The 26,152-nt window shown below is 69.6% G+C and carries 29 protein-coding genes and 1 pseudogene; 15 read left to right on the top strand and 15 right to left on the bottom strand.

The annotated features are described in order from the left end of the window. Positions 1 to 147 precede the first annotated feature (147 nt). Positions 148 to 807 (top strand): ferritin-like fold-containing protein, encoded by a 660-nt coding sequence (locus tag B1L11_RS17615; RefSeq protein WP_079315486.1) that lies wholly within the window; start codon positions 148 to 150, stop codon positions 805 to 807. Positions 808 to 1,286: 479 nt separating this feature from the next. Here B1L11_RS17615 and B1L11_RS17610 read toward each other — a convergent pair whose 3' ends face one another. The 5 genes from B1L11_RS17610 to ligD (B1L11_RS17590) all read right to left on the bottom strand — a co-directional run bounded on the left by B1L11_RS17610 (position 1,287) and on the right by ligD (B1L11_RS17590) (position 4,380). Then, entirely contained in the window at positions 1,287 to 1,517 is a 231-nt protein-coding gene (locus tag B1L11_RS17610) for a DUF3107 domain-containing protein (RefSeq protein ID WP_079315485.1), read from the bottom strand. A 94-nt stretch (positions 1,518 to 1,611) separates the two neighbouring features. Then, entirely contained in the window at positions 1,612 to 2,232 is a 621-nt protein-coding gene (locus tag B1L11_RS17605) for a TetR/AcrR family transcriptional regulator (protein WP_030507436.1), read from the bottom strand. 72 nt (positions 2,233 to 2,304) lie between these two features. Next, positions 2,305 to 2,550 (bottom strand): hypothetical protein, encoded by a 246-nt coding sequence (locus B1L11_RS17600; RefSeq protein ID WP_239108895.1) that lies wholly within the window; start codon positions 2,548 to 2,550, stop codon positions 2,305 to 2,307. Positions 2,551 to 2,572: 22 nt separating this feature from the next. Further along, complete coding sequence (ligD, locus tag B1L11_RS17595) at positions 2,573 to 3,454, bottom strand: non-homologous end-joining DNA ligase (protein ID WP_079315484.1); 882 nt, start codon at positions 3,452 to 3,454, stop codon at positions 2,573 to 2,575. Beyond that, entirely contained in the window at positions 3,451 to 4,380 is a 930-nt protein-coding gene (gene ligD, locus B1L11_RS17590; RefSeq protein ID WP_256862647.1) for a non-homologous end-joining DNA ligase, read from the bottom strand. Before ligD (B1L11_RS17590) ends, ligD (B1L11_RS17595) begins: the two co-directional genes overlap by 4 nt. A gap of 104 nt (positions 4,381 to 4,484) precedes the next feature. Here ligD (B1L11_RS17590) and B1L11_RS17585 point away from each other — a divergent pair, with 104 nt between their 5' ends. Beyond that, on the top strand, positions 4,485 to 5,405 hold the full coding sequence (locus B1L11_RS17585) for a Ku protein (protein ID WP_079315482.1): 921 nt from the start codon (positions 4,485 to 4,487) through the stop codon (positions 5,403 to 5,405). 213 nt (positions 5,406 to 5,618) lie between these two features. Here the strand turns inward: B1L11_RS17585 and B1L11_RS17580 are convergent, their stop codons facing one another. From B1L11_RS17580 to B1L11_RS17555, 7 genes are all read right to left on the bottom strand, one after another. After that, positions 5,619 to 5,921 carry a hypothetical protein gene (locus B1L11_RS17580; RefSeq protein ID WP_079315481.1) on the bottom strand — a complete coding sequence of 101 codons (303 nt, stop codon included), beginning with the start codon at positions 5,919 to 5,921 and terminating at the stop codon, positions 5,619 to 5,621. A 598-nt stretch (positions 5,922 to 6,519) separates the two neighbouring features. Beyond that, positions 6,520 to 7,062 carry a hypothetical protein gene (locus tag B1L11_RS17575; RefSeq protein ID WP_079315480.1) on the bottom strand — a complete coding sequence of 181 codons (543 nt, stop codon included), beginning with the start codon at positions 7,060 to 7,062 and terminating at the stop codon, positions 6,520 to 6,522. 671 nt (positions 7,063 to 7,733) lie between these two features. Next, entirely contained in the window at positions 7,734 to 8,153 is a 420-nt protein-coding gene (locus B1L11_RS17570; RefSeq protein WP_079315479.1) for a hypothetical protein, read from the bottom strand. Continuing rightward, positions 8,135 to 8,263: a hypothetical protein gene (locus B1L11_RS51105; protein WP_256862646.1), complete on the bottom strand. Its 129-nt coding sequence runs from the start codon at positions 8,261 to 8,263 to the stop codon at positions 8,135 to 8,137. Before B1L11_RS51105 ends, B1L11_RS17570 begins: the two co-directional genes overlap by 19 nt. A 699-nt stretch (positions 8,264 to 8,962) precedes the next feature. Then, entirely contained in the window at positions 8,963 to 9,424 is a 462-nt protein-coding gene (locus B1L11_RS17565; RefSeq protein ID WP_079315478.1) for a hypothetical protein, read from the bottom strand. A 668-nt stretch (positions 9,425 to 10,092) separates the two neighbouring features. Further along, on the bottom strand, positions 10,093 to 10,590 hold the full coding sequence (locus tag B1L11_RS17560; protein ID WP_143737337.1) for a hypothetical protein: 498 nt from the start codon (positions 10,588 to 10,590) through the stop codon (positions 10,093 to 10,095). A 517-nt stretch (positions 10,591 to 11,107) separates the two neighbouring features. After that, the gene (locus tag B1L11_RS17555; RefSeq protein WP_079315476.1) at positions 11,108 to 11,704 is read right to left on the bottom strand and encodes a hypothetical protein; all 597 of its coding nucleotides are present in this window, start codon (positions 11,702 to 11,704) and stop codon (positions 11,108 to 11,110) included. Between the two features lie 563 nt (positions 11,705 to 12,267). On the opposite strand from B1L11_RS17555, the gene B1L11_RS17550 reads away from it, so the two are divergent. Together B1L11_RS17550 and moeZ are read left to right on the top strand one after the other, a co-directional pair. Then, positions 12,268 to 13,011: an alpha/beta hydrolase gene (locus B1L11_RS17550; RefSeq protein WP_256862645.1), complete on the top strand. Its 744-nt coding sequence runs from the start codon at positions 12,268 to 12,270 to the stop codon at positions 13,009 to 13,011. Between the two features lie 99 nt (positions 13,012 to 13,110). Continuing rightward, positions 13,111 to 14,288: pseudogene (moeZ, locus tag B1L11_RS17545) on the top strand (adenylyltransferase/sulfurtransferase MoeZ). Between the two features lie 68 nt (positions 14,289 to 14,356). Here the strand turns inward: moeZ and B1L11_RS17540 are convergent. After that, positions 14,357 to 14,668 (bottom strand): transcriptional regulator, encoded by a 312-nt coding sequence (locus tag B1L11_RS17540; RefSeq protein WP_079315475.1) that lies wholly within the window; start codon positions 14,666 to 14,668, stop codon positions 14,357 to 14,359. Continuing rightward, positions 14,668 to 15,135, bottom strand: a complete 468-nt coding sequence (locus B1L11_RS17535; protein ID WP_079315474.1) for a hypothetical protein — start codon at positions 15,133 to 15,135, stop codon at positions 14,668 to 14,670. The genes B1L11_RS17540 and B1L11_RS17535 overlap by 1 nt, the downstream gene beginning before the upstream one ends. Positions 15,136 to 15,281: 146 nt before the next feature. On the opposite strand from B1L11_RS17535, the gene B1L11_RS17530 reads away from it, so the two are divergent. The 11 genes from B1L11_RS17530 (at position 15,282) to B1L11_RS17485 (ending at position 25,307) form a co-directional block, all read left to right on the top strand. After that, complete coding sequence (locus tag B1L11_RS17530) at positions 15,282 to 16,001, top strand: hypothetical protein (RefSeq protein ID WP_226873406.1); 720 nt, start codon at positions 15,282 to 15,284, stop codon at positions 15,999 to 16,001. After that, entirely contained in the window at positions 15,995 to 16,156 is a 162-nt protein-coding gene (locus B1L11_RS51100; RefSeq protein WP_256862644.1) for a hypothetical protein, read from the top strand. Before B1L11_RS17530 ends, B1L11_RS51100 begins: the two co-directional genes overlap by 7 nt. After that, positions 16,117 to 17,259, top strand: coding sequence for a S8 family serine peptidase (locus tag B1L11_RS17525; protein ID WP_256862643.1), 1,143 nt, complete (start codon positions 16,117 to 16,119; stop codon positions 17,257 to 17,259). Before B1L11_RS51100 ends, B1L11_RS17525 begins: the two co-directional genes overlap by 40 nt. Before the next feature lie 9 nt (positions 17,260 to 17,268). Beyond that, positions 17,269 to 18,174, top strand: coding sequence for a hypothetical protein (locus B1L11_RS17520; protein WP_079315473.1), 906 nt, complete (start codon positions 17,269 to 17,271; stop codon positions 18,172 to 18,174). Further along, a complete protein-coding gene (locus tag B1L11_RS17515) occupies positions 18,168 to 19,340 on the top strand; it encodes a S8 family serine peptidase (RefSeq protein ID WP_143737336.1) in 1,173 nt (390 codons plus the stop codon). Before B1L11_RS17520 ends, B1L11_RS17515 begins: the two co-directional genes overlap by 7 nt. A gap of 118 nt (positions 19,341 to 19,458) precedes the next feature. After that, on the top strand, positions 19,459 to 19,827 hold the full coding sequence (locus B1L11_RS17510) for a hypothetical protein (protein ID WP_079315472.1): 369 nt from the start codon (positions 19,459 to 19,461) through the stop codon (positions 19,825 to 19,827). Continuing rightward, a complete protein-coding gene (locus B1L11_RS17505) occupies positions 19,824 to 20,135 on the top strand; it encodes an MGMT family protein (RefSeq protein ID WP_079315496.1) in 312 nt (103 codons plus the stop codon). Before B1L11_RS17510 ends, B1L11_RS17505 begins: the two co-directional genes overlap by 4 nt. A gap of 239 nt (positions 20,136 to 20,374) precedes the next feature. Beyond that, positions 20,375 to 23,272 carry a CDP-glycerol glycerophosphotransferase family protein gene (locus tag B1L11_RS17500; RefSeq protein WP_079315471.1) on the top strand — a complete coding sequence of 966 codons (2,898 nt, stop codon included), beginning with the start codon at positions 20,375 to 20,377 and terminating at the stop codon, positions 23,270 to 23,272. Positions 23,273 to 23,364: 92 nt separating this feature from the next. Next, positions 23,365 to 23,841 carry a signal peptidase II gene (locus B1L11_RS17495; RefSeq protein ID WP_218671178.1) on the top strand — a complete coding sequence of 159 codons (477 nt, stop codon included), beginning with the start codon at positions 23,365 to 23,367 and terminating at the stop codon, positions 23,839 to 23,841. A 224-nt stretch (positions 23,842 to 24,065) separates the two neighbouring features. Next, entirely contained in the window at positions 24,066 to 24,488 is a 423-nt protein-coding gene (locus tag B1L11_RS17490; RefSeq protein WP_079315469.1) for a DUF6010 family protein, read from the top strand. Positions 24,489 to 24,641: 153 nt separating this feature from the next. Next, positions 24,642 to 25,307, top strand: a complete 666-nt coding sequence (locus tag B1L11_RS17485) for a Uma2 family endonuclease (protein WP_079315468.1) — start codon at positions 24,642 to 24,644, stop codon at positions 25,305 to 25,307. Positions 25,308 to 25,381: 74 nt separating this feature from the next. On the opposite strand, the gene B1L11_RS17480 is transcribed toward B1L11_RS17485, so the two are convergent. Next, the gene (locus B1L11_RS17480; protein ID WP_079315467.1) at positions 25,382 to 26,143 is read right to left on the bottom strand and encodes an SDR family oxidoreductase; all 762 of its coding nucleotides are present in this window, start codon (positions 26,141 to 26,143) and stop codon (positions 25,382 to 25,384) included. Between the last annotated feature and the right edge of the window lie 9 nt (positions 26,144 to 26,152).

The raw sequence follows: 26,152 nt of genomic DNA, 5'->3' as shown, positions 1-26,152 counted from the left end.
GTCGCACTTCCACGAAGCAGTCTACTCGATACCACAACACGGAACCGTTTTCTGCGTCTTCTCGCTAAAAGCTCTTGCTGTGTCGCGAGAGATGCCGGTGACGAGCACGGCACCGGCGGGCAGGCCCCGGAGCCGTACGCTGCACCCATGAGTGATTCCTCTCCCGGGACTGTGGACCTGCTCGGTGTCCTCGCGTACGCCGAGCTCACCGCCTTCCTCCGGCTGGCCGAGGACGCCGCCCTGCTGGCTCCGACGCTGAACGACAGGGCCGCCCTCGGGGACGTGGCCGCGACCGAGTACGGGCACTTCCGGGTGCTGCGGGACCGGCTGGCCTCGCTCGGCGTCGATCCGGAGGAGGCCATGGCCCCGTTCGTGGAGGCGATCGACGCCTGGCACGCCCAGACCAGGCCGAAGGACTGGTACGAGGCGCTCATCAAGGCGTACGTCGGCGTGGGGATCGCGGGCGACTTCTACCGTGAGGCGGCGCGCCACACCACTCCCTCGATCAGCGCCCTGGTGGACGAGGTGCTGACCGACGAGAGCCGCGGGGAGTTCGCGGTGGAGCGGGTGCGCGCCGCGCTGGACGCCGACCCGCGGTTGTGCGGCCGTCTCGCGCTGTGGGCCCGTCGCATGGTCGGCGAGGCGCTGAGCCAGGGGCAGCGGCTCGCCGCCGCCCGGCCGCAGCTCGCCGCCCTGCTGGTGGGCGAGAAGGGCGAGGACCTGGCGGAGATCGGGCGGATGTTCGCCAGGCTGACCGAGGAGCACGGCAAGCGGATGGCCGCCCTCGGCCTCACGCCCGGCCCGTGATCGTCACGGCTTCCGCGCGGAGGTCCTCGATGCGGGTGATTCGCGCCGTCGATCCCCGCCACCTGGCCCGATTCCCGGAACGACGGCGATCGGGAGGGCCGGGAGCCCGTCCCGCGCGCCTGCCGGTCCGGCGTTCATGGGTCGCGAACGTGGCAAACGGATGTACGGTGCGAGCATGAGGGCCTCGCGCCGCTACGGCACTTCCTTGACGAGATGTGGGCCGAACACCTGGACTCCGCGTGCGGTGTTGCGGAGAGGAAGCGCGGGCTGTCCGACGATCAGCGGGAGGCGGGATCCCCATCACGCGGATCTGACCCGCCGTCCCCGCGGATGCGGTTACGGACGCACCTGACCCGCGCGGATCCCGGTCGGCCGGTCGATGGAGAACACGGTCAGCGGAGAACAGGTCAGCCGCCGGGACGGCGCGCGTGGTGGGCGCGCGCCGCCGGCGGCGGGTGACGGACGGTCGCGGAGACGGGCTAGAGCGTCCCGCCGAAGCCGACGGGGCGCGACTCGTCCTCGCCGATCTCGACGAAGCCGAGCGAGTCGACGGGGACGACCACTCGGCGGCCGCTGGTGTCGGTGAGCGAGAAGACGCCCTTGTCGGAGGCGAGCGCCTTGCGGAGCTCCTCCTCGATCTCCTCGGCCGACAGGTCGGTCTCCACGACGAGCTCACGGTGCACCGACTGCACGCCGATCTTTATTTCCATCGGGCTCCCCTTTCGCGAGGGCTGTTCCCTACCCATCGTCGTCGCCTCAGGGAGTGGTCAGCCCGGTGATCGCGTGAAGCGAACAGGATTCCGGTCAGCCGGTGCGCGGGAAACCGCTGATGCCGCGCCAGGCCAGGCGCGCCATCAACTGGGTCGCCGCCTCCTTGGGGATCGAGCCGTGGCTGCTCAGCCAGTAGCGCGCGCTCACCTCGGCCATGCCGACCAGGCCCACGCCGAGCAGGTGCGCCTCGTCGCTGGAGCAGCCGGTGTCCTCCTGGATCACCCGGCTGATCGCCTCGGCGCTCTCGTGCAGCGAGCGCTCCATCCGCTGCCGTACGGGCGCGACGTTGCGCAGGTCGGATTCGAAGACGAGCCGGAACGCCTCGCCCTGGCTGGAGACGAAGTCGAAGAAGGCGCCGATGGCGGCCTGCACCCGCTGCTTGTTGTCGGTGGTGGACTCGAGCGCCTGCCGGCACCGGGTCACCATGTCGTCGACGTGCAGATCCAGCAGCGCGAGATACAGCTCCAGCTTGCCCGGGAAGTGCTGGTAGAGCACCGGCTTGCTCACACCGGCCCGCTCGGCGATCTCGTCCATCGCCGCCGCGTGGTAGCCGTTCTCCACGAACACTTCCTGTGCCGCGCTCAGCAACTGGCGGCGGCGGGCCATCCGGGGTAGCCGGGTGCCCCGGGGCTTGGCGTCCGGGGTAGCGGTCACGGCAGTCTCCTTGCAAGATGCGCATCGGGGGCTCCCGCCCCGAGGCCTCATCCTACGTGTCGGTAATCCGGATCAGCGATAGTCGTCGTCGTCGAGGTCGACCGTACGCTCCTGCTCGGCCACGTCGGCCGGGTCGGCGTCGAACGGGACGCGCTCGGGCCAGCGCCTGTCGTCGGCGACCTTGACGAGCTGGTGCTGCTCGACCGCGTCGGCCTCCGGCGCCTCGATCGAGATCTCCTCGACCACCTCGTCGAGGGGGTCCATCTCGGGCATCTGCTTGTCCTTCCGTTCGAAGGTCGGCTGCGACAGGTCCAACACTACGGCCAGGGTGGCGGCCGGGCTAAACGGTGAGGGCTCCGAACATGTCGCCGTGTTCCGCCACGCGCTCCAGCACGTCAGATGCGGTGAACACCAGCTGGTCCGGGCTGTCGCACGCCTCGACCTCCTCCCACAACAGGGGAGTGGACGCGGTCGGCCGTGCGGCGGCGCGCAGCGAGTAGGGCGCGACCGTCGTCTTGGCCGGGTTGTTCTGGCTCCAGTCGATGAAGACCTTGCCCGGCCGCTCCTTCTTCGCCATCACGCTGGTCACGAACGGATGCTCGGCCTGCATCCGCCGGGCGAGCGCCTTGGCGTAATCGGAGGTGCCCGGGCCCCGGTCCCAGGGGACGTAGAGCTGCATGCCCTTCTGGCCGCTGGTCTTGGGATGGCACTCCAGGCCGTCGTCGGCCAGGGCCTGCCGCAGCAGGACGGCGACCCGGCAGCAGTCGACGATCGTGGCGGGGGCGCCGGGGTCGAGGTCGAAGACGAGGGTGTCGGGCGGCTGCGGCTCGCCGTCCTTGGCCACCCGCCACATCGGCACGTGGATCTCCAGGGCGGCCAGGTTGGCGTAGTAGACCAGGGTCGGCAGGTCCTCCACGACGGCGAAGTCGATCTCCTCGCGGTTCTTGGTGCTGCCCGGCGCGGGCAGGGTCACCGTACGGACCCAGTCGGGCGTGTGCTCGGGGACGTTCTTCTCGAAGAAGAACTGGCCGTCGACGCCGTTCGGGTAACGCTTGACCGTGAGTGGGCGCCCTTTGAGGTGCGGCAGCAGGACCGGCGCGATCCGGGTGTAGTAGTCGATCACTTCGGCCTTGGTGAACGCGGTGTCGGGATAGAGAACCTTGTCCAGGTTGGTCAGGACAAGCAGGCGGCCCTCGACCTTCACCCGCACCTTCTCCGTCATCGCTGCTCCTCCCGCCGCACCTCCGCGGGGACCTTGTCGCCGCGCACGCCCCGCCACACAGGGTTGCGCAGCCGCCCGTCGCGCGTCCACATGGTGAACGCCACCTCGCCGACCACCTCGGGCCGCACCCACCGGGCGTACCTGGAGATCTCCCTCGGAAGCCCGTCAGAGAAGGGGCTCTGCCCGATCTCGAGCGGCTCAATCAGACGGAGGATGTCGCCGAGCATCGCGTCGGTGAACCCGGTGCCCACGTGGCCGACGAAGAGGAACGCGGCCGGAGAGGCCCCGGCGTACATGCCGAGCAGGAGCGATCCGACGCCCCCCGCGCGGCGGCCCTTGCCCGGCCGCCAGCCGCCGACGACCACCTCGGCGGTACGCAGGTTCTTGACCTTGATCCACCACTCCGTCCTGCGCCCCGGCCGGTACGGCGAGTCGAGGCGCTTGGCGACCACGCCCTCCAGTCCCTGCCGCCTGGTCGCCTCCAGCACCGCCGGTTCGCAGGGGAGGTACGGCGGCGCGCCCACGCCGAGCGAGTCGAGCAGCGCCCGCCGGTCCAGGTAGGGCAGGTCCAGCAGCGTGTGCCCGTCGAGATGGAGCAGGTCGAAGGGCAGGTAGGAGACCGGCAGCCGGCCGAGCACGTGGGCCCCGGCGGGATCGGTGATGTGCATGCGCCTTTGCAGCCGGGCGAAGCTGGGCCGGCCCTCGGGGTCGAAGGCGACCACCTCGCCGTCGACGACCGCCCTGCGCCCGGCCAGCGGGGCCATGGCGGCGGAGATCTCGGGATAGCGGGAGGTGAAGTCGGCGCCGTGTCGCCCGGTGACCCGCACGCCGCCGTCGACGTACGCGAGCGCCCGGATGCCGTCCCACTTCACCTCCAGCGCGTACGCCTCGGGGTCGGAGGGCATTTCTCCTGGAATGGCAAGCATCGGCTCGATCGGATACGGCACCGCCATAGTGGGTACCTGCCCATGAGGTAACTCCCTTGAATCCCACCATAGCGTTGTTCGAACACAGAGACGAGAATGTGGCTATGCGCAGCATCTGGAAAGGCGCGATCTCGTTCGGTCTTGTCACGATTCCGGTGAAGCTCTACTCGGCGACCGAACAGAAGGACGTCACATTCCACCAGGTGCACCGGGAGGACGGCGGCAGGATCAAGTACAAGAGGGTCTGCTCGATCGACGGCGAAGAGGTGCCCTACTCCGACATCGCCAAGGGATACGAGCTCGCGACCGGCGAGATGGTCGTGCTGACCGACGAGGACTTCGCCGACCTGCCGCTGACCACCTCCCGCAGGATCGACGTGCTGCAGTTCACTCCCGCGGACCAGATCGACCCCATCTACTTCGCCAAGTCCTACTACCTGGAGCCGGACGGGCAGGGCGCCAAGCCGTACGTGCTGTTGCGGGACGCCCTGGAGCGGTCGGGACAGGTGGCGGTCGTGAAGGTCGCCCTGCGGCAGCGCGAGTCGCTGGCCGCGCTGCGCGTCCGCGACGGCGTCTTCGTGCTGGAGACGATGCTCTGGCCGGACGAGATCCGCGAGGCCGACTTCGGGTTCCTGGAGGAGGACGTGGACGTACGTCCCCAGGAACTGAAGATGGCCGAGTCCCTGATCGAGACGATGGTGGCGGACTTCGATCCCACGGAGTACAAGGACGCCTACCGCGAGGCGCTCCAGGAGGTCATCGAGGCCAAGGTGGCGGGCAAGGAGGTCGTCGCTCCCGAGGCTCCGGCCGAGGCCGGGCCGGCCGTCGACCTCATGGCCGCGCTGCGGGCGAGCGTCGAGGCGGCCAAACGGGAGCGCCAGGGCGCCCCTGCGGCCAAGTCGCCCGGCAGAGCCGCCAAGGCCAAGGCCGCCGCCTCCGGCCCCGCCGCCAGGAAGGCCGCCTCTGACGGTGCGGACGAGGAGGAGAAGGCGCCGAAGAAGCGGAAGACCCGCCGCTCCGCGTAAGCCCGGGTCGTTTCGGAGGAGCCCCGGCGGGCGTTCCGCCGGGGCTTTGTTCACGGTACGGAAGGTGGGCGATCCGTACAGGGCCGCAGGCTCTCGGCCGCCCGTTCACCGCCGCCCGATCGCCACGAAGGTGGCGGAGGCGTGATCAGGGCGGGCCCGGACACCGCGGCTTCGCGCCGACGGCCCCGTACGAGTGGGTGTCACCCGTCAGTGTCAGTCGTCGTCGTCGCCGTCGATCTCGAGGACGGCGTCACCGGATGCGTGGGCCACGACGGGCCGACTGATCTTCTTCTCCTTCTTGAACTTGAAGAAGCGGAAGTCGTTCCGGTTGACGGCCGTGTTACGGCAGCCGCGACCGCGACGCCCGCAGTGGTCCCAGCCGTGGCCCCAGTTGCTGCTGATGGTCGGGGTGCCAGGGGTGGCTGCGTGAGCCGTGGTGGCGCTCAGGGCGAGCGCGCCGCCGGCCATTACCGTACTGACCGCCAGACCGGTGATGACGTTCCGGAATTTGGGCATTGAGGTCCTCCTCGAAGGATGGAGTGCCCGAGTGCGACATTCCCAGTGACTGTCGGAAATGTCCGGGTGATGTCCTGTATGTCCGGTCATCGCCCGTGGCGTCTTAATTGCCGATGCGGCCTCCCGGCAAACTCGGCCGGAGGGGATTTGGGCTCGCGTTGTGGCGCGATGCCTGGGGTTAGGCGACCGCTGACCTGATCGACGTGCGTGCCTGACGTGTCTGTGCGGAATCCGGGGTAGGGCGGGCTTGGCTTCCCCGTCGCGGTGCCTCTCAATCCCCAGTTCGGGTTCGCTTCGGCCTGCGGAAGCCGGTCCTCTCAGGGCAGCGCGTGAGGCGTCGGCGGGGCGAGAACGGGGGCGCAAAGGTCAGGGCTCCGGCGAGGATCTCGCCGGAGCCCTTGTCTCATGCCATCCGGTGGACGGCGCTTCCAGGCTTCCTGCCGCTCAGTGCGCGGATGCGCTGGAAACACCTGGTTGCACTCACCGGCGCCGTCGTCCCCGGCCGGTTACGGAGAGGCACTCGTGGGCGGTCCCGCCCACAGGCTCCCGTCACCCGACCGGACGGCGCGGTGTCGCGCGAGGCGTCAGGCCTCGCGGATCAGACGTTGTTGTTGTGGTTGTTGTCCTTGTTGTTGTGCTCGCGGTCGTTGCGGTTCCACCAGTCGTTGTTGTTGTGGTCCCACCAGTTCTGGTCTGCCCACCAGTTGTTGTTGAGCCAGTTGAAGGCCTTGTCGTCCTTCTCCTGGAAACCGAAGGCGACGTCCTTGGCGACGAGGCCGAATGCGTCGTGCTGAGACTTGTCGTCCTTGTAGAGGTTCTGGCCCCACCAGTTGTTGGTGTCCCACCAGTTGTTCTGGTGTCGGTCGTTGATGTTGTGGTCGCGGTCGTTGCGCTCCCGGTTGTTGTTCGGGGAGAACGCGTGCGGGAAGAAGTCCTCCCCCTTCTTGTTGTCCTGGGCGATGCCGCCCGTGCTGTCGTCGACGCCGTTGGCCGCGCCGTCCTTGACGATGGGGCGGTCCTCCTTCTTGGTCCAGAAGGGGTTGTCGTCGGCGCTGGCGGCCGTGGCGCCCATGGCGACGGCCCCGCCGACGGCCATGGTGCTGAGCGCGAGCCCTGCGAAGATCTTCTTGAGGTTGGGCATTATGGTTCCTCCCTGACAGGATTCGATTTCGAATTGCCCTGCGTTTATCGGTATTTCCCGCCCGCCTGCGGCGGGTGGAAATTTCTTCATGGCTCTTATTGAGCCCTGCTTCCGACGCTAGGGTGATTTCCTGCCGGGCGGCCCGACAAACTGACGTCTGCTGCTTTTAGTTAATGATTAGCTTGCGTATAGGCTTGATTCGATGGATAATGCGCCTTATGTAGTGATAGGTACGATTTGCCCCCCCAGGAGTGGACGCGGTCCGGGGTGCGGCGAGCGGGGGCGCCGGCTTACCTGGGTTTGCCTTTCGGGGGGCGGCCGGGCTGGTCGGTGAGGCGGCGAGGGTCGGGGAGCGGTCGCGATCGCGGACGGAGGAAAGGCTGCGGAGGGAAGGGAGTTGCGGCGATGACCGCGGTCAGGGGAAAAGAGCAGGGCTCCGGCGGAACCTTCCCGCCGGAGCCCTTGGTTGTCACTGTAGGAGGATTGACGGCCGTTCCCGTTCAGGCTGCCGTCGCTCGGTGAGCGAGCGGCCGGCCGGGCGGGGAACGTGTCTCTGCACTCAACGGCGCCAGTCCGTGAGCCGGAGTCGGAGACCTCGTGGGAGGTCTTCCGGATCCGTCATCTTCCCGGAACGGCGCGATCGTCTCGCAGTAGCCGCTGGACCTGCCTTCTCAGTTCACGCGGTCGTTGTCGTTGCGGTTCCACCAGTTGTTGTCGTTGTTGTTCCACCAGTTGTTGTTGTTCCACCAGTTGTTGTTGAACCAGGTGTTGTCCTTGTTCGTCTTGTCCTGGAAGCCGATCGCGACGTCCTTGGCGACGAGGCCGAAGCCGGAGAAGTCGTCCCGCTTGTCGGAGAACGCCCCCTGGTTCCAGAAGTTCTGGTTGTTCCACCAGCAGTTGTCGTCGTTCTGGTTGAAGTTGTGGTTGCGGTCGTTCCTATCGAAGTTGTTGTTGTTGTTCGGGTTGAAGAAGACGGGGAAGACGTTCTCCCGCTCACCGCGCTCGCCGATACCCCGGTTGCCCTGGGCGATGCCGCCCGTGCTGTCGTCGACGCCGTTGGCCAGGCCGTCCTTCACGATGGGACGGTCCACGTCGCCGGTCCTGGTGGCAGCGCCGGCGGCACCGGCGCCCAGGGCGAGCGTGCGCCGACGGCGGCGGTGCTCAGCGCGAGACCAGCGATGATCTTGTGGAGCTTGGACATGCGTGTCCCCCTTGACAGGATTCAGTATCCCTGAATTTGTTTAGGGCATTTCTGAGAGAAATGTCCTTCGGGCTCTTGATTGAGCCCTAACTTCCTGTGCTGTCATGATTTCCAGCAGGCTGGCCCGACAAACGGCCATCTAAGCCTTTTGATCACTAGTTAGACTCTTATGAACTGACTTAGAGGTATTAGAAGAGAAATGTCTTGATTGACCGATTTCCGGCGGGGCGTTCACGTATCGGAGCTGCGTCGTGAGGCGGAAGCGGAGGTGACGGCGCCCGAGCGGCTGCGGTGTTGTGGGAGTCGTCCGCCTGCGTGCCGCTGCCGCAAGGCCGCGCCGGTCCGGCCGGACCGGGAAAGGCGTCCTGGAGGGCTTGCGTGCTGTCAGGAACCTGGGCGCGAATCTGTCGCTTCGGGCCCGGTGCCTGACCCGGTGCCTGAGCCCGCCGTACGGGGAAAAGTCAGGGCTCCGGCGAGAGTCTCGCCGGAGCCCTTGTTTCTGCTGGATCGAACGGCCGTTCCCGGAGCGCGGAGTGCTCACGGAGCCTTCGACGCCGCGGGAACGTGACTGCGCCTCAGGGCGCCGTTCTCCTGTCAAGGCGGTGGAGGACGGTGTGGCCGGCCGTTTCAGTCATCCCTTCACCTGCCAGGATTCCGAGCGGCGCGGTCGTCTCACGGGCCGTTGCCGGCCCCGCCTTCTCAGTTGCAGAAGTTGTTGTTGTTGTTGCACCAGTTGTTGTTCTGGTTGTTGTTCCACCAGCAGTTGTTGTTGAACCAGCCGTTGTTGAAGAAGTTGCTCTTGCGGTTGGTCTTGTCGTTGAAGGCGATCGTGGCGCAGGGGCCGACGATGGCGAAGTTGGAGTCGCTGTCGAGGTCGTCGCAGAACGCGCTCTGGTTCCAGAAGTTCTGGTTGTTGTTGAAGCAGTTGTTCTGGTTGTTGTTGCACCAGTTGTTGTTGCAGTTGTTGTTGAAGGGCTGGCAGTTGTTGTTGTTGTTACAGTTGAAAGGAACGAAGTTGTTGTTGTTGCAGGGCATGCCGCCGAGACCGAAGAAGCCGTCTTCGCAGCCGGCGCTCGCTGCCGTGGCGCTCATGGCGATCGCGCCCCCCGCGATCGCGGTGCCGAGTGCGAGTCCGGCGAGAACCTTCTTGAACTTGGGCATTGCTGTCCCCCTTGAAAAGGATTGAGAATTCCCCGCATCCTTCGATATTTCTCTGTTGGAGATTCGAGAGAGAAATATCTCTATGGCCCCCGTGGGCCGGGTTCCTGCGATACGTTGATGTCCGGCGGCATCACCCGACAAACGCGCCTCTATGGCTTTTGATCAGCTATTAGCAGGCTATGGAACGAATTGGAGGAGAAAAGAGCGACTTGTCCCGTAATGTCCGATTCGAATGCGGGATGCGGGGCGGAGGCCGGAGACGCCGCGGAGCGTCAGTGACAGGCCGCCGAGGCCGGGATCGCACGGGGGTGGACGGTCTCGCATGGCGGCGTTCCAGGGGGCGTTCGAGAGAGCGTGGAGCGGACCGCGGCGGGCGAGGCGACCCCGGCGATGGAGGCCCGCGAGCGGAGCCTGCGGCGGGGTGGGGTGGGGGTGGGGTGGGCGAAATCCCCGAGGTGGCGGCCGAGGGAAGCCGGGGACCCCGATGACGAACCCTGGGTGGGCGCGGCGAAGAGCGGTCGAAGTGGGGGCGACGAAAAGTGCCCGTGCTCACGATGGGCGCGGAACTCCACGCTCCGGTGAGCACGGGCACATTCATCCGGCACCCGGGCCGTAGGCCCGAGGCTCAGCGAGACCGGTCATCCCGGCCATGCGAAGGACGCCGCGGATCAGGGGACGGGCTCGTACCCCGGACGCTCGTAGTCGTCCTTCTTCTTCTTCTCCTCTTCCTTCTTCTTGATGTCGGCGTCGATGTCGACATCCTTGGTCTTGGCCTGCGGGTCGATCTGGGTGGCCGTGTTGGTGCGCGGGTCGGCCTGCGAGGACTGGTCCTGCCAGGGCCGGTTGTGCATCTGGTTCCAGTCGGTGGTGTTCGTCGTCGGGACGGTGGAGTTCTGCGACCACTGGGCGTTCCACGGCACCGCCGCGGAGCCGTTCGACGACTTCTGGAACGGCGTGAGAACGAGCGTGAAGTCACGCAGCAGGAACTGGCTCTGGGTCTCCGACTGACGAGCGTGCTGCCACTCGTGGTTCTTGTTCTTGTTCTTGTTCTTGTTCTTGTTACGGCCCTTCTGCCCCTGGGCCTGCCGGTTGGTGTTGTAGTTGCGGTTGTAGCTCGGCCGGACGTAGCGGACACCGCCGGAGGGAGCGGGAACGTACCCGCCCATGACGGTCGCTGCGCTTGCCGTGCCGGCGGTGGCGCCACCGAGCACGATGGCCGCGCCGCTCAGCGCGGTGCCGAGGGCGAGGCCCCGGCGATGTTCTTCAACACGGACATCTGGGTGTTTCTCCTCTGAATATCGCGACCCCGGCCCGGTCCCCTGAGGGATCGGGGCGGGTGGTAGTGGATTCGGCGCCGTCGTGTGTGACGCGGCGCGATGCGTTCGCCTGGCACCGGCGGCCCTCTCCTCGAAACACGCCGCGGGTGCTCTGCTCTCTCAACTGCTCGCTCGACCACGGACGGAGCGGCGGACACGGGTGGCGCCGGCGCCGTGTCTCACGGCCATCCGGTCGCCGCCGTCCCGCCGGGCGGGTGTGTCCGCCGCTCCGCCGGTCGCGCGTATCTCCCGTCGCTCGCGGGTTCCGGCTCAGATGAGGCCGCCGGTCACGAGTACGGGTGGCCGTCGGCTGGTGCGTCACCCGCCGTGGCCGGGACGTCTACCGACGCCGCTCGTGCGGATCCCGTCAGGGCGCGATGTACGGCCGGTAGTCGTTGTCGTACTCCTTCTTCTCCTTCTTCTCCTTCTCCACGTCCACGTCGATGTCCGCGTCGACGTCCTTCTTCTTCACGCGCGGGTTGACCTCGGTGGCCGTGTTCGTCTTCGGCTGAGCCAGGGAGTCCTGGTCCTGACGCGGGTTGTTGAACTGGTCGCTGAAGCTGTTCGTACGGGTCGTCGGGAACGACTGCGAGTTGCCGTACTGCCAGTTGTACGGAAGCGCCCGCGCGTCGGTGTCCGTCTTCTGGAACGGCGTGAGGACGAGTGTGAAGTCACGCAGCAGGAACTGGTTCTGGGCCTGGTTCTGCCGCTCGTGCTGCCACTGCTTCGTCTTGTTCTTGTTCTTGTTCTTGTTGCTGTTCAGAGCCTTGTTCTTCTGCCGCTGCGCGTTCCGGTTGCGGTTGTAGTTCGCGTAGGGGTAGTAGCCACCGCCGCCCACGTAGCCGCCCATGACGGTCGCGGCGTTCGCGCTGGTGGCGGCGACAGTGGTACCCAGAGCGACGGCACCACCGGTGAGCGCGGCGCTGATCGCGAGGATCCCGACCAGGTTGTTGAACTTGGGCATTTCATGTCCTCCTTGAAGGATTGTTGCCCCGACACTCCGGCGTTTTCCAAGTCGTTCGGAAAATGCCCTTACTGATGACCCTTGGTGGATCATCCCTGCATTGTCTTGTTTTCCTCACCGTCCGTGCGACAAACGGCGGTCGGCGGCTTTTGCCATTCACTTATCGCTTTATTGGCATCGTTGGCACCGATAGGATGGCTTTGGTCCGAATTGCGATTCGTATCCGCATTTCGAAATGTCCGAATAGAGGTGATATTGGCCTTATGTCGCTCCTCGCCGATCGGGGCGAACCCGGATGATCGATCCCGCGCGGCTGGGGTAGCGGGAGTGCCGCCCGAGGCGGCGTACGGGCGGGGTTATGGTCGAGAAACGCGAGGCGAACAGGGGAGGACACGTGGGTGTCGAGCCGATTCCACCGTGGCCCGGCCGGCTCATCGAGGTGGGGGACGCACGCATCCATGTGCGGACGACCCCGGAGGGCCGCCGGAGACCGCGATATACGTGCACGGACTGGCGGGCTCGGCGACCAACTGGACCGACCTGATGGGCGAGCTCGCGACGAGGTGCGGGGGGTCGCCGTCGACCTGCCCGGGGCCGGATACTCCCCGGAGCCCGCGGACGGCGACTATTCGGTCCCCGCCCACGCCAGGGCAGTGGTCCGGCTCGTCGAGGCCCTGGGGGAGGGGCCGGTGCACCTTTTCGGCAATTCCATGGGCGGCGCGGTCTCGGTGCGGGTCGCGGCCACGCGCCCCGACCTCGTCAGGTCGCTGACGCTGGTCTCGCCGGCGCTGCCCGACCTGCTGCCGAGGTACGGCCCGGCCAGGATCGCCATGTCGGCCGCCCCGCGCCTGGGCGAGCTGGCCGTCCGCTGGCTGAGCGCGCTGCCGCCGGAGCGGCGCGTCCAGGCGACGCTCAGCATGTGCTACGCCGACGCCGGGCGGGTCCACCCGGACCGGCTGCGCGAGGCGATAGAGGAACTGCGCCGCCGCGACGGCCTGCCGCACGCGGGGGCGGCCATGGTCGGCTGCGCCCGCGCGATCGTGCGCGAGTACTTCCGCGTGGGCCCCGACAACCTCTGGCGGCAGGCCGAGCGGGTCGCCGTGCCCACCCTCGTCGTGTATGGCCTGCGCGACCGGCTGGTCCACGCCCGCATGGCGCACCGGGCCGGACGGGTCTTCCGCGACGTGCGCCTGGTCACACTCCCGCACGCCGGTCACGTGGCGCAGATGGAGTATCCGGAGCTCGTGGCCCGGGAGGCGCGCCGCCTGCTGGCCTACACCAGGGCGCCCCTGCGCCGAACAGCGTGATTGGGGAATGCGGGGCCACCCCGGTTAAGTTGTGAGAAGAGCTTGTGATGGGCCCATGGAGCCGAGCGCGACCATTGGCACGAAAACGGGAGTGGAACTGTGTCGTTGCCACCGCTGGTAGAGCCGGCAGCAGAGCTGACGGTTGACGAGGTGCGCCGCTACTCGCGCCATCTGATCATCCCCGACGTCGGCATGGCGGGTCAGAAGCGCCTCAAGAACGCCAAGGTCCTGTGTGTGGGCGCGGGCGGCCTGGGCTCCCCCGCGCTGCTGTACCTGGCCGCGGCGGGGTGGGGACGCTCGGCATCGTCGACTTCGACGTCGTGGACGAGTCGAACCTGCAGCGCCAGGTGATCCACGGGCAGTCGGACGTGGGCCGCCTGAAGGCCGAGTCGGCCGCCGCGAGCGTGCGCGAGATCAACCCGCTGGTCAACATCATCATTCACAACGTCGCTCTCACGACCGACAACGTGATGGACATCTTCTCCGGCTACGACCTCATCGTGGACGGCACGGACAACTTCGCCACCCGCTACATGGTCAACGACGCGGCCGTGCTGCTCGGCAAGCCGTACGTGTGGGGGTCCATCTACCGGTTCGACGGGCAGGCCAGCGTCTTCTGGGCCGAGCACGGCCCGTGCTACCGCTGCCTCTACCCCGAGCCCCCGCCGCCGGGCATGGTCCCGAGCTGCGCCGAGGGCGGCGTGCTCGGCGTGCTGTGCGCGTCGATCGGCTCCGTCCAGGTGAACGAGGCCATCAAGGTCATCACCGGCATCGGCGAGCCGCTGGTCGGCCGCCTCATGATCTACGACGCGCTCGAGATGAAGTATCGCGACGTGAAGGTCCGCAAGGACCCCGAGTGCCCGCTGTGCGGCAAGAACCCCTCGATCACCGAGCTGATCGACTACGAGGCGTTCTGCGGCACGCTCTCCGACGAGGCGCAGCAGGCCGCCGCGGGCAGCACGATCACCGCGGCCGAGCTCGAGGCGATGCGCGAGCGGGGCGACGACATCATGATCATCGACGTCCGCGAGCCGAACGAGTACGAGATCGTCAACATCCCGGGCGCCGTGCTGATCCCCAAGGGCGAGTTCCTCAACGGCTCGGCCCTGGAGAAGCTGCCGCAGGACAAGAAGATCGTGCTGCACTGCAAGTCGGGCGCCCGCTCGGCCGAGGTGCTCGCGGTCCTGAAGAACGCCGGCTTCTCCGACGCCGTCCACGTGGGCGGCGGCGTGCTGAGCTGGATCAAGACGGTCGACCCCAGCCTGCCGACCTACTGATCCGCGACGACACGACGACGGCCGCCGCCTCCCGATGAGGAGGCGGCGGCCGTTTCGCCGTGCACGCGCTAAACGCGTTCGTCCGGCACCACGCTGAGGCCGCTGGGCGCGACGATGCGCTGCAGGTTCTCGACGTACGCGGCGAACGCCGCCCGTCCCCTCTCCGTGAGTCTGAACCACGTCTTGGGCCGCTTGCCCACATATCCCTTGCGTACGGCGACATATCCGGCGCTCTCCAGCGCGCTGCCGTGCTTGGACAGGACCGAGTCGCTGACGCCGACGGTGTCGCGGACGAACCCGAACTCCGCCTCCTCGGCCGCCGCGAGCAGCGACACGATCTGCAGCCGAGTCGGCGCGTGGATGACGGGATCGAGCTCCATCACGAGCCGCCCACCGCCCGGCGCACCAGCATCCCGGTGAGCAGGCGGCCGGCGAGGGGCCCGGTGACGAGCAGGTACGCGGTCATCACGAGGGCGGCGTACGTCCGGGCGTAGGCCACCCCGGCGGCGTCGATCGCGAAGGCCAGGGCCAGGCAGAGCGCGATCGCCGTGCCGATCCAGGCCATCAGGGCGGCGATCATCTTCGGGCGCGTCAGACTGCGATGGGCCTTGATCCTGCGAGTGCGGACCAGCACGGCGACCAGCGCGCCCAGGCCGGCGAACAGCAGGAGCCCCACGGCCACCGTCACCGGGACCGGGGTGCCGGGCTCGGTGACGAACTGCATGCCGGTTACGAACAGTCCCACGCCGACGCCGTACCAGGTGGGAAACCAGGGCTCGGCCGACAGCGCCTTCGCCTGCGTCTGCCGGATCGTCGCCAGGCTCCGCGCCGCTTCCTCGGGGTTCATTCGCGTCACCACCTCTTTCCAATGAGGAAAGTACTTTTCACTTTCCGAAGCGTCAAGTACTTTCCGAGGGCATTTGTGGGGATGGCGGTCGGTAGGTCGCGTTAAGGTCACTGGAGGAGGGAGGCCGCGAAGGGAACGGAGGCGCAGTGGGCGAGACGCGGACCTGGCCGGCCGTGGCCGTGGCCTCCGCGATCACCCTCGTCTGCGCGATCGTGGGCGGGATCGCGGCCAGCGCCGCCGTCGCCGAACTGACCAGAGGACCGAGCGCCGCGGAGTTGCGCGAGGCCCAGGCGGCCGAGACGGCGCTGCGGTGGGAGCGCTGGCCGGCCGGCCGGATCTTTCCCGCCACCCTGGCCTACACGAGCGAGCAGGGCGCGCGCGAGTCGGCGCGGCGGGTGGGCATCTCCACGCGCACCGACTGCCGCGGCGCCGTCGACGCGGCCATCGCCGGCCAGATGACGGCGGCCGGCTGCCGGGCGATCCTGCGGGCGACCTACCTCGACGCACTCCAGGGCATCGTGGTGACGATCGGCGTGGCGGCCTTCCCCGACGAGCTCAAAGCGCGCTCGGCCATCCCGATCTTCCCCGGCGACGGGTCGCCCGCTCCCGGGCTGCGCGCCCTCGCGTTCCCCGGCACCGTGACCGACCGCTTCACCGCGAGCGGGCGTCAGTCGCTGACCCTGCGTACGGCCGGGCCGTACCTCGTGATGACGACGGCGGGGCAGGTCGACGGGCGTCCGGCCCGTGCGCTCGGGGAGCAGCGGGAGACCATGTTCTCGTTCACCGCGGACCTGGCCGAGGAGGTCGGCGCCATCCTCACCGCGCCGGCGTCCCCGGACTGCGCGGCCAAGGAGTGGCAGTGCTGAGCGCGCTGCGCCGCGGGGCCCTCGCGGCGTCCGCCGCCGCGCTCGCCCTGTCGGGCGGCGCGTTCCTCGTGCCCGGCCCGGCCAGGGCGACGACGTACGGCTCAGCCAGCAGGACGTGCTGCGCACGCTCGACGTCGACGACGCCTGGCGGCTGACGAAAGGCAGGGGCGTGACCGTCGCGGTCCTGGACTCGGGAGTCGACCCGGATCACCGCGACCTCGCCGGATCGGTCGTCACCGGGAGGGACTACACGGCCGGGGCCAACCCGCGCGGAGTGCAGCCGGTGCGCCTGCACGGCACGTACATGGCCTCGCTCATCGCCGGGCACGGGCACGGTCCCGGCGGCGCCGACGGCATCATCGGCATCGCGCCGGAGGCGAGGGTGCTGTCCGTGCGGGTGATCCTGGAGGACGAGGAGCCGGGGTTCCGGACGTTCAACTCCGACGCGCGGTACGAGGCCGTGGTCGCCAAGGGCATCCGCTACGCCGTGGACCACGGCGCCGAGGTCATCAACCTGTCGCTGTCGAAGGACATGCCGACGCAGGACGAGCGTAAGGCGATCAGGTACGCGATCTCCAAGGGCGTCGTCCTCGTCGCCGCGGCGGGCAACGACGGCGCGGGCAAGCGGACCGCGCCGTACTCCTACCCGGCCGCGATCCCCGGCGTGATCTCGGTGGCCGCCGTCACGTCCACGCTGAGGCGGGCCTCGTTCTCCAACCGCAACTCCTCGGTGATGGTGGCCGCGCCGGGCGTCGACGTCCTCGGGGCAGGTCCCGGCGACGAGTACTGGGTCGGCCGGGGGACCTCCCAGGCGACCGCGCTCGTCTCCGGCGTCGCCGCGCTGATCAAGTCGCGCTACCCCCGCATGTCGCCCGCCCTCGTCGCCCAGGCGCTCACGTCGTCGCCGGCCCGCCGGGCGCCGTACAACACCGGCACCGGGTTCGGAGTGGTCAACGCCTACCGGGCGCTGAGCGTCGCGGCCACCCTCGCCCGCCACCGCGCCACGGCGTCGGGGCCGGGCGTGCAGAACCCCTCGCGTGCCGTCCGCTCGACCGCGAACGACCACGACCCGATCATGGTCGTACGGCGCGACACGGGGGCGATCCTCCTGTCCGGCGGCATCGCGCTCGGCGCCTTCGCCGGCTCGGGCGCGGGCGTGGCCGTCCTGCTCGTGCTCACCCGGCGGGCGCGCAGACGACAGCGGGAGGAGGACGACGCGCTGCCGCCGGCTCCTTGGCCGACGGGCCTGCCGACGTAGCATCGAGGTATGCCGCCCGAGCAGTCCCGCATCCCGCAGACGGCGCGGACGCCGTCCGGCCTCCGACGGGCGGGTCCGCGGGCACTGCCGCTCGGCGCGTCCGCCCGCCGTGCCCGCGCGCGGCCCTGGACGGCGTCGAGAGGACGGGCCGCCGCCGCCCAGGCGGCCAGGGAACGGGCCGAACTCGAGCGCGGCATCCGCTTCCGCTCGCTCTACCTGACGATCATGGGCGTCGTCCTCGCCGTCGCCGCGGTGAACGTGCTGCTCGGGTCGGTCGGGCTGATCCAGGAGAACAGGTCCAGGCCGCTCACCGACGCCGAGCGCGCCCGCTACGTGGCCGAGGACGTGGCCCGGCGGTGGCGCGCCTGGCCCGCGGGCATGGTCTTCCCCGAGGAGCTTCCGTACACGGCGCTCGGCCGCGCCCAGCAGTACGCGCGCAGGGTGGGCATCGCCCCCGAGGCGGCGTGCGCCGCGGCGGTCGACTCGCCGGTGGCGTCGGTGCTGCGCAAGTACGGCTGCCAGGCCGTGCTGCGCGCCACCTACGTCGACCAGACCTCGACGTTCGCCGTCACCGTGGGCGTCGCCGTGCTGCCCAGCGAGCAGGCCCGCGCCGACGCGGCGGGCGAACTGCCCGTGGACGACCGCGTGGGCGTACGGCCCGTGGCCTTCCCCGGCACGGTCACCGACACCTTCGGCGCGGCCCAGCGCCAGCGCACCGGATGGGTGGGCGCCGGGCCGTACATCGTCTTCTCCACGGTGGGGTACACCGACGGAAGGACGCGTGCCTCCGTCCCCCTGGAGGAACAGGTGAACAGCGAGATGTGGCCCGTGGCCGAGACCGTGGCCGGGCGCATCGCGCGCGCCCTCGGAGAGCCCCCGGACGTCCCCCGCTGCACCCAGGGGAACGCGTGCTGAGGCCGGCCTCCCTCTGCGCGGCGCTGACGGCCGTCCTCCTGGGCACCGGACCGGCGGTCTGGTCGGCGCCGGCGCCCGGCGGCGAGGATTCGCGGTGGGCGCTCGACGCCGTCAACGCCGCCGCCGCCTGGAAGGTCAGCAAGGGCGCGGGCGTGACCGTCGCCCTGCTCGGCGGCGGGCAGCCCGACACCGGCGTGCCCGAGTTGAGCGGCCGGGTCGAGCGCGGGCCGGACATGACGGGTGCGACGTTCGGCGACGACACGGTGCGGCCGGGCGACGACGTGACCGCGCTGGCCTCGGCGATCGCCGGGAGCGGGCGTGGCGGGGGGACGTCCGGGATCGCGCCGGAGGCGCGGGTGCTGTCCCTCCCCGTGGTCCGGAGCCGTCCCGGAGGCGGCTCCGCGGAGCCCGAGGGCCCGGCAGCGGAGACACAGGACAGCCCGCTCGCCCGCGGCATCCGCTACGCGACCGGCCGGGGCGCCAAGGTCATCTGCCTGCCCGTCCCCGCGTACGGCGTGGACCGCGTGGAGCGGGACGCCATCTCCTTCGCGCTGGCGCGGGGCGTGGTGCTCGTCGCGGCCGTCGGAGACGCCGGCCGGTCGCCGTACGCCCGGCAGAACGGCACCTCCTACTGGGCGTTCCCCGCGGGCTATCCCGGGGTGGTGGGCGTCGCCGCCGTCGACCGCAAGGGCGCCAAGACCCCGGGCAGCAGCGACAACCTCTCGGTCCTGGTCGCCGCGCCGGGCGACCGCGTGCCCGTCACCCTCGCCGGGGGCCGCAAGGGGGCCGTGTCGGGGACCGGGGTGGCCAGCGCGCTCGTCGCGGGCACTATCGCACTAATAAAGGCGAAATATCCGGATTTGTCGCCGGAATTGGTGTCGCGCGCTTTGACGGCGACCTCCCGTCCTCACCCGCCCGCGGGTTATGACGACAAAGTCGGATTCGGAGTCGTGGACGCGGCGGCGGCCCTCCGGAAGGCCGCGGAGCTGACCGGATATGGCCACGCGTCGTCCGTGCAGGACGACGCGCATTTCGGCAAGGGCCCGGTCGCGCAGGGGCCCGCGCGCCCGGGGCCGGATCCGGTTAGGCTCTGGATCTACGGCATCGCCGTCGCCCTCGGAATCGGCGGTTTCTGCGCCGCGGCCGTCGCGCTGCGCCGCCGGTAGCCAGATGCCGCCGGTGATCACATGTTGGCCGCCGTTCTGCAGCATTTCGGACGCGGTAATCCCGATGTTCGTGTTTCCGGTGACAAAGCCAGGTCAAGTTTCGCTAGGGTCGCGGCTCATGGGGTACGAGCTGCGCGTAGAGCGGGATGCACCGCTCGCCTACGCCGAACTCGCGAGCGTCTCGGCACGGGCCGGATTCGAGCTGCGCGGGTCGCACGAGGCGGGCGAGGTCGTCGCACGCCACGGCGACTCCGTGCACCAGATCGCGACCTGGTCGGGACGGCTCTCCGGCCAGCCCGGGTCCGACTGGCAAGTCGCCCAGCTGGCACTTCTCACCGATCTCATGGGGGCCCGGCTCGTGGGTGAGGACGGCGAGGCGTACGGCATCAGGAACGGCGTCGTCGAGCAGATCAACGGATCGTCCACCTACGAGTTCGGCAAGCTCGAAGAGATCATCGCGGCCGGGCCCACCGAGTGGAGCGCTTGAGAGACGGCCGCGGCCAGCCGCCGCCGTACGCGGAGCGGGTGCTCGACCTGGTCGAGCGGATCCCGCCCGGCAAGGTGATGTCGTACGGAGACGTCGCCGAGTATCTCGGCGAGGGCGGCCCCCGGCAGGTCGGCCGCGTGATGTCGCTGTGGGGCGGAGCCGTGCCGTGGTGGCGGGTGATCCACGCCGACGGCACCCCCGCGCCCGGCCTGGAGGGCGAGTGCCTGGCCCGGTGGCGCGAGGAGGGCACCCCGGTCCGCGGCGCCCGCGCCGACATGCGCGCGGCCCGCTGGGACGGCCGCGCCTGACCGTCGCCGTGATCACGATAGCCGGTTCGAGGCCCTGACCCGGGAGCTGACAGGCCGCGCCCCGGACGGTCGGACGGGCGCTCTTCCCCCGGCGTAGTGCCGCTCGTCACCCCGTGCCACAGGGGCGTCACCCGCTGATTCACAGGAAATCCACAGGCTTCCGCGAGTCAGGTCCGGCAGTGTTCTGAGGGCATTACCATTTTCTGAACACAGGTCTGGCGAAGGGTGGTGCCTCCCGTATGACACCCGCACCCACGGGCGACGTCGTCGCTGAACGACTGCGGGCTGTCCAGGAGCTTTACGACCGCGGTGAGCCGATAGACGCGCTGGTCGCGCTCGTGCGCGCGGAGGGGCTGAGCCCCGCGCAGCGCCGGGAGGTCGACCGTGAGGCGATCGTCGGTCCCCTCGGTCTGCGCCTCGACGCCGCAGCCAAGCGCGGGCCCGCCCGCCGCCGCCAGACCATCGACGCGCTCCGGCCGTACCTCGCGGAGGTCGATCCGAAGGTCAAGCGTGAGCTGCCGGTCGGGCGCCGGGTCGCCTGCCACCTGATCGAGACGCAGGACCCGGGCGAGCTCGCCGAGAGCGACGCGCTGGCCAAGCTCGCCGCCGCCGCGGCCGAGCCCTCCCGCCGGGTCCGGCGGGGCCTGCGGTGGTACGCCGACCTGCCGGTCGAGGTCGGCGATCCCTCGCTGCTGCGCCTGCGGGCAGCCGACCTCGTGCCGGTCACGCAGATCGACGACATCACCTGGGTGGGCAACCGGCTGAGGGTGACCGGACACGCCTACATCGCGGGCCTGTCGGTCCGCAGCGGGCGGTTCAACCGCGCCACCGTCGTGCTGCACGGCCCCCGCTGGCTGCCGCGGGTCACGATGAAGACCCGCAGGACCTACCGCCCCGAGGCCACCCACGCCGCCCGCGAACCCGGATGCAACTACGACTGGGCCGGCTTCACGGCCGAGCTGCATCCGTTCGCCCTGCGCTGGCGCGCCGGGGTGCGGGCCCTGGTGCGCGGCGCGAAGCGGGTGCTGCGCCGCCGCCACACCGTCCAGGACACCACCACCTGGCGGGCCGAGATCGTCATCTGGAGCCGCGCCGCCCGCGCCAAGGGCGTGCTGCGCGGCCCGGTGATCGGCCGCACCGAGCGCCGGCCGGGCTGCAGGTGCCGCCCCCGCTGGTGGGTGCGGCCCGTGTGGACCTCCGACAAGGCGCTGCAGGTGGTCTACCAGCCGACCCGCGCCCAGCTCACCGGCGTGCAGCTGAACGGCGACACCATCGAGCTCACCGGCTTTCTGCCGGGCCGGCCCATCACCAAGGGCAAGGCCCGCGTCGGCGGGCACCGCATGTCGGCCGACTTCGCCCCGGTCGAGGGCGGCAGCCGCTTCTCGCTGTCGCTCGCGGTCGGCACCCTGCTCAACGCGGAGTCCCGGCGACTGTGGGTCGAGCCCAAGGGAGACCCGGCCGCGGCCGTCATGCTGGAGGGCGCGGAGGAGACCCGTCTGCTCATCGGCGAGCGCGAGGTCACGGTGCAGGGCGACCGGCGCGACCGCGTCGTCATCTCGGGCCACAAGATCCTGCCCCTGATCACCTCGGCCGAGTGGCACGACGAGTCGATCACGCTCACCGGCCGCTACCCCGACCCCGACCAGGGCCCGCGCGACCTCGTGCTGCGGCACCGGGGCGGGCTCACGATCCGCGTGCCGCTCGAGCGCGACGGCGAGCGGTTCACCGTACGGCTGTCGCCCGGCGCGATGCCGCGCTTCGGATCGGCCGTGCCGCTGGCCGAGGGCACCTGGAACGTCTCGGTGGCCCCGCCCGGCAGGTACGGCCCGGCCATGGTGCCCGCCCGGTTCGACCACGCCGGCCTCGACGCGCTGGACGAGAGCCCCCGGATCATCGGCGGCCGGGTCTACCGGTTCGTCGCCACCCGCTACGACGTGCCGGTGCTCGTGGCGGCCGAGGATCGGCCCGGCGACGAGCGGAGCGCGGCGGGCGTGTGGGCGCTCAGCCGCACCTTCTACCCCGCCGAGCGCGCCCGGCCGCTGCGCGAGGCCACCGTCTACGTCTCCTTCGACGGCCGCGCCTACTCCGACAACCCGCGCGCCATCTACGAGGAGCGGCTGCGGCGCGGCGACGAGGGCGAGCACATCTGGGTCGTCAGGGACGGCGCGTTCGTCCCGCCGGGCTCGCGTGAACTGGGCCTCGGCGACGGCGTGGTGCCCACGGTCGTCCGCGAGGGCAGCCGGGAGCACTACGAGGCGCTGGCCCGCGCCCGCTACATCGTCTCCAACAACTTCATGCCGCAGTGGTTCCGCACCCGCGAGGACCAGGTGCTCCTGCAGACCTGGCACGGCACGCCGGTCAAGCACATCGGCCGCGACCAGGCCCACATGAAGCGCGAGCCCCGGCCCCCGGTGTGGCACCGCCAGGCCGTGGAGGTCCGCGGCTGGGACCTGCTGCTGTCGCAGAGTCCGTGGGCGTCGTCCGTGCTGCGCAAGGCCTTCGGCTACGAGGGCGAGATCCTGGAGTCGGGCTACCCGCGCAACGACGTCCTCGTCGCCGGCGACCGTGACGCGCTGGCGGCGGAGATCCGGCGCCGGATCGGCATCCCCGAGGGCAAGCGGGTCGTCCTGTACGCGCCCACCTACCGCGACTACGACCGCAGGAACGCCGCGGTCAAGCTCGACCTGGCGGACGCCAAGCGGGCACTCGGCGCCGACCACGTGGTGCTGGTCCGCGGCCACATGATGCAGGCCTTCCCCCACGTGAACGCGCACGACGGCTTCGCGATCGACGTGACGACCTATCCCGACACCGCCGATCTGCTGCTGATCGCCGACGTGCTCGTCACCGACTACTCGTCGGTCATGTTCGACTTCGTGGCGACCGGGCGGCCGGTCGTGCTGTTCACGCCGGACCTGGCCAAGTATCGCTCGTCCCGTGGGCTGTACCTCGACCTGGAGTCGCAGCGCCCGGGACCGCGGCTGGAGACCTCGCCCGAGGTCGTGGAGGTCCTGCGGAACATCGACACCGCGACCGCCAAGCTGGCCGACCGTTACGCGGCCTTCGTCCGGACCTACGCGCCGCACGACAACGGCAAGGCGACCGCCCGCGTCATCGACCAGGTGTTCTCCTCCTGACCGGAACCGAGAACGTCGCGGATTGCGAGGTAGAGATGTCCGACGAACGAGGCTGGCAGGGGACGAGATCGGGACCGCGGCCATACGGGCGAATGCTCGTGCTGGCCGCGGTGGTTCTTCTCGTGGACCAGGCCTCCAAGTTCTGGGCGATCTCCGCGCTTTCGGACGGTGAGGGCATCACGCTGATCCCGCGGCTTATCGGGTTGCGGCTGTTGCTGAACCCCGGTGCCGCGTTCTCGATCGGCGAGGGGACGACGTGGGTGTTCACCCTGACGGCGGCCGCCGCGGTCGCCGGCATCCTGTACGTCGGGCGGCGGCTGCGTTCGCCGGCGTGGGCTTTGGTGCTGGGTGCCCTGCTGGGCGGCGCCACCTCCCATCTGCTCGACCGCCTCTTCCGCCCGCCCGGCTTCGCCCAGGGGCATGTGGTGGACTTCATCGACTACGGCGGCTTGTTCGTCGGCAATGTCGCCGACATCGCGCTCACCGTGGGCTGTGCCCTCCTCCTGCTGCTCATCCTGCGCGATGTCCCTCTCGGAGACGTGGCCGGCAAGGGACGTCCATCCGCGTAGGCGGGTCCCGCCGGTTCTTCCTCCTGGCCGGTAAGCCTGCGACGGCCCGGGGTTAGGCATCTCGCGCCGACGCTTGGCGGGATCCCGTCGGCATGTGTCGTCAATTCCCCTGGGAAGGGATGCCGGCCGACTGGTTGGCTTTCTGACGCGGGTCCGCCGTCACCATTCGCAGTGCGGCCGTCTGCTCGCGTCATCGGAGACCCATCCCAGAAAGCCGCACGCTCATGAGTCTTGTCCTGCCGATCCTGATCGGCCTCGCCTACGCCGTGCTGATGTCGCTGATCCCCGAACCGCACCGCCGCCGCTTCAACGCCGTCATGGTGGCCGGAGCGGGGGCCGCCTATCTCAGCGGCGGGGGCCTCGGCGGCTGGGAGTTCCCCTTCACCGCCCTCGTCGCGTACTGCGCCTACCGCGGCCTGGAGTCGTGGACGTTCATCGGGATCGCCTGGCTGCTGCACACCGGGTGGGACATCCTCCACCACCTCAAGGGCAGCCCGATCATTCCCTTCGCCCATGACTCGTCCTTCGGCTGCGCCATCTGCGATCCCGTCATCGCCCTGTGGTGCTTCTGGGGCGGTCCCTCGCTCATCAGCCTCGTCCGGACCCGACTCGCCCGGCTTCGCACCCCGGATGGGTTTTCCTCCTAGCGGGTGCGCCCTATTTCCACCCCCGGGGGGGGGGGGGGGGGGAGCGCCTTTCCGCCTGCTGCCGTCACCTCCTTCGACTCTGTTACTTTCTGTGTCTCTCAAATGACTATGCGTACTATCGAGGTGTAGGGAGACGGAGAGGATGGCGAGGGGATGGCGCTCACGAAGCCGACGAGGCAGGGCAGACGGCGGCACGTCTTCAGATCTGCGGCCTCGGCGCCCGCCGATGTGCCCGAGCCGGAGCCGACCGACGGCGAGGACGACATTCGGCGACTGTGCCAGGAACTGAACGACGCCGGCTACCCGGCCGAGATCACTTATGGCCGGGTCGTCGTGAGCCCTAAGGTCAGCCGTGAACAGTCGAACATCACCTTCCGGCTGATGAACCAGCTTTTCGACTCGGTCCGGGAGAATCGGTGGGTCATCCATTCCAACTGGGGAGTGCACATTCCGCCGTTCCCCGACATGCGGCTTCCCGATCTCATGATCGCGCCCCAGGACGCCGAGCAGTACGACGACATGCACATCCTTGGACACAGTGCGCTGCTCGTGGTCGAAGTGTGCTCCAGGGGAACTCGGTCGGTTGACTGGGACGAGAAGCCGCTTGAGTACGCGCGTGCGGGGGTGCCGCTTCTCCTGATCGTCGACCCGGTGACCGAGCCCGCGACCGTGACGCTGATGAGCGAGCCGCGCAAGGATCTCGCAATGGACGACCTCCGCGAGCCGTACGAGCGGATCGAGACGGCCCATGCGGGCGACTCGCTCCGGTTGCCGGCGCCGTTCCACATCGACCTCGACACCGGCACGCTGCTCGCCTGAGGGAGGCCGGGGACCGGTTCGGCTGGGTGAGGCGACGGTCGGATGGCCCCCGGCTCACGACGAACCGGGCCTGCTCAGGCCTGGTTGGTCGGCAGCACGACGACCTGGCGGAGGTTGACGTGCTTGGCCCGGCTGACCGTGTACCCGATCAGGTCGGCGATCTCCTCGGCGGTCATGGGCGTGATGACCTGGAACATCCCGGCCAACTGCGCCCCGAGCTCCGGGCTGTCGACGTGGTCGCCCAGCTCCGTCGCCGTCAGGCCCGGCTCGATGTTGGTCACCCGCACGTCGCGCGGGCCGAACTCCGCACGCAGGTTCGTGGACAGGTGGGTGAGGGCCGCCTTGGTCGCCCCGTAGACGGCGTAGCCGGGGAAGACGAGGTGGGCGCCGATCGACGAGATGTTGACGAGGTCGGCCGTACGGCCATCCGCCGCAGCGGCGAGCAGGTCGGCCGTGAAGGCCCGCGTCACCCGCAGGACGCCCGCGATGTTCGTGTCGAGCATGCGCGTCCACTCGTCGATGCGGCCGTCGTCGATCGGGTTGGGCAGCATCACGCCCGCGGCGTTGACCACCAGGTCCACAGCCCCGAACTCGGCGTGGACACGGTCCACGGCGGCGGCCACGCTGTCGTCCCGGGTGACGTCCGCGGTCACGGCCAGCGCGGTGCCGCCGTCCGCGGCGATCTTCCGGACCAGGTCCTCCAGCCGGTCGGCGCGGCGGGCGAGCAGCGCGACCTTCGCGCCTGAGGCGGCCAGCAGCCGGGCCGTCGCCTCTCCCATGCCGCTGGCGGCCCCGGTGACCACGGCGACGCGTCCGGCCAGGTTCTCGTAGCTCATCGTGACTCC

The organism is Microbispora sp. GKU 823, from assembly GCF_002027145.1.
In the GTDB taxonomy this organism is placed as follows: Bacteria; Actinomycetota; Actinomycetes; order Streptosporangiales; family Streptosporangiaceae; genus Microbispora; species Microbispora siamensis.
The sequence above is the reverse complement of the archived record's forward strand: the minus strand, read 5'-3'. Positions and strand labels throughout refer to the sequence as shown.

Excerpts from the sequence above, each read along its gene's own strand:
- B1L11_RS17615 (WP_079315486.1), top strand. The coding sequence starts at position 148 with ATGAGTGATTCCTCTCCCGGGACTGTGGACCTGCTCGGTGTCCTCGCG.
- B1L11_RS17610 (WP_079315485.1), bottom strand. The coding sequence starts at position 1,517 with ATGGAAATAAAGATCGGCGTGCAGTCGGTGCACCGTGAGCTCGTCGTG.
- ligD (WP_079315484.1), bottom strand. The coding sequence starts at position 3,454 with ATGACGGAGAAGGTGCGGGTGAAGGTCGAGGGCCGCCTGCTTGTCCTG.
- ligD (WP_256862647.1), bottom strand. The coding sequence starts at position 4,380 with ATGCTTGCCATTCCAGGAGAAATGCCCTCCGACCCCGAGGCGTACGCG.
- B1L11_RS17585 (WP_079315482.1), top strand. The coding sequence starts at position 4,485 with ATGCGCAGCATCTGGAAAGGCGCGATCTCGTTCGGTCTTGTCACGATT.
- B1L11_RS17580 (WP_079315481.1), bottom strand. The coding sequence starts at position 5,921 with ATGCCCAAATTCCGGAACGTCATCACCGGTCTGGCGGTCAGTACGGTA.
- B1L11_RS17575 (WP_079315480.1), bottom strand. The coding sequence starts at position 7,062 with ATGCCCAACCTCAAGAAGATCTTCGCAGGGCTCGCGCTCAGCACCATG.
- B1L11_RS51105 (WP_256862646.1), bottom strand. The coding sequence starts at position 8,263 with ATGTCCAAGCTCCACAAGATCATCGCTGGTCTCGCGCTGAGCACCGCC.
- B1L11_RS17565 (WP_079315478.1), bottom strand. The coding sequence starts at position 9,424 with ATGCCCAAGTTCAAGAAGGTTCTCGCCGGACTCGCACTCGGCACCGCG.
- B1L11_RS17560 (WP_143737337.1), bottom strand. The coding sequence starts at position 10,590 with ATGGGCGGGTACGTTCCCGCTCCCTCCGGCGGTGTCCGCTACGTCCGG.
- B1L11_RS17555 (WP_079315476.1), bottom strand. The coding sequence starts at position 11,704 with ATGCCCAAGTTCAACAACCTGGTCGGGATCCTCGCGATCAGCGCCGCG.
- B1L11_RS17540 (WP_079315475.1), bottom strand. The coding sequence starts at position 14,668 with ATGGAGCTCGATCCCGTCATCCACGCGCCGACTCGGCTGCAGATCGTG.
- B1L11_RS17535 (WP_079315474.1), bottom strand. The coding sequence starts at position 15,135 with ATGAACCCCGAGGAAGCGGCGCGGAGCCTGGCGACGATCCGGCAGACG.
- B1L11_RS17520 (WP_079315473.1), top strand. The coding sequence starts at position 17,269 with ATGCCGCCCGAGCAGTCCCGCATCCCGCAGACGGCGCGGACGCCGTCC.
- B1L11_RS17510 (WP_079315472.1), top strand. The coding sequence starts at position 19,459 with ATGGGGTACGAGCTGCGCGTAGAGCGGGATGCACCGCTCGCCTACGCC.
- B1L11_RS17500 (WP_079315471.1), top strand. The coding sequence starts at position 20,375 with ATGACACCCGCACCCACGGGCGACGTCGTCGCTGAACGACTGCGGGCT.
- B1L11_RS17495 (WP_218671178.1), top strand. The coding sequence starts at position 23,365 with ATGCTCGTGCTGGCCGCGGTGGTTCTTCTCGTGGACCAGGCCTCCAAG.
- B1L11_RS17490 (WP_079315469.1), top strand. The coding sequence starts at position 24,066 with ATGAGTCTTGTCCTGCCGATCCTGATCGGCCTCGCCTACGCCGTGCTG.
- B1L11_RS17485 (WP_079315468.1), top strand. The coding sequence starts at position 24,642 with ATGGCGCTCACGAAGCCGACGAGGCAGGGCAGACGGCGGCACGTCTTC.
- B1L11_RS17480 (WP_079315467.1), bottom strand. The coding sequence starts at position 26,143 with ATGAGCTACGAGAACCTGGCCGGACGCGTCGCCGTGGTCACCGGGGCC.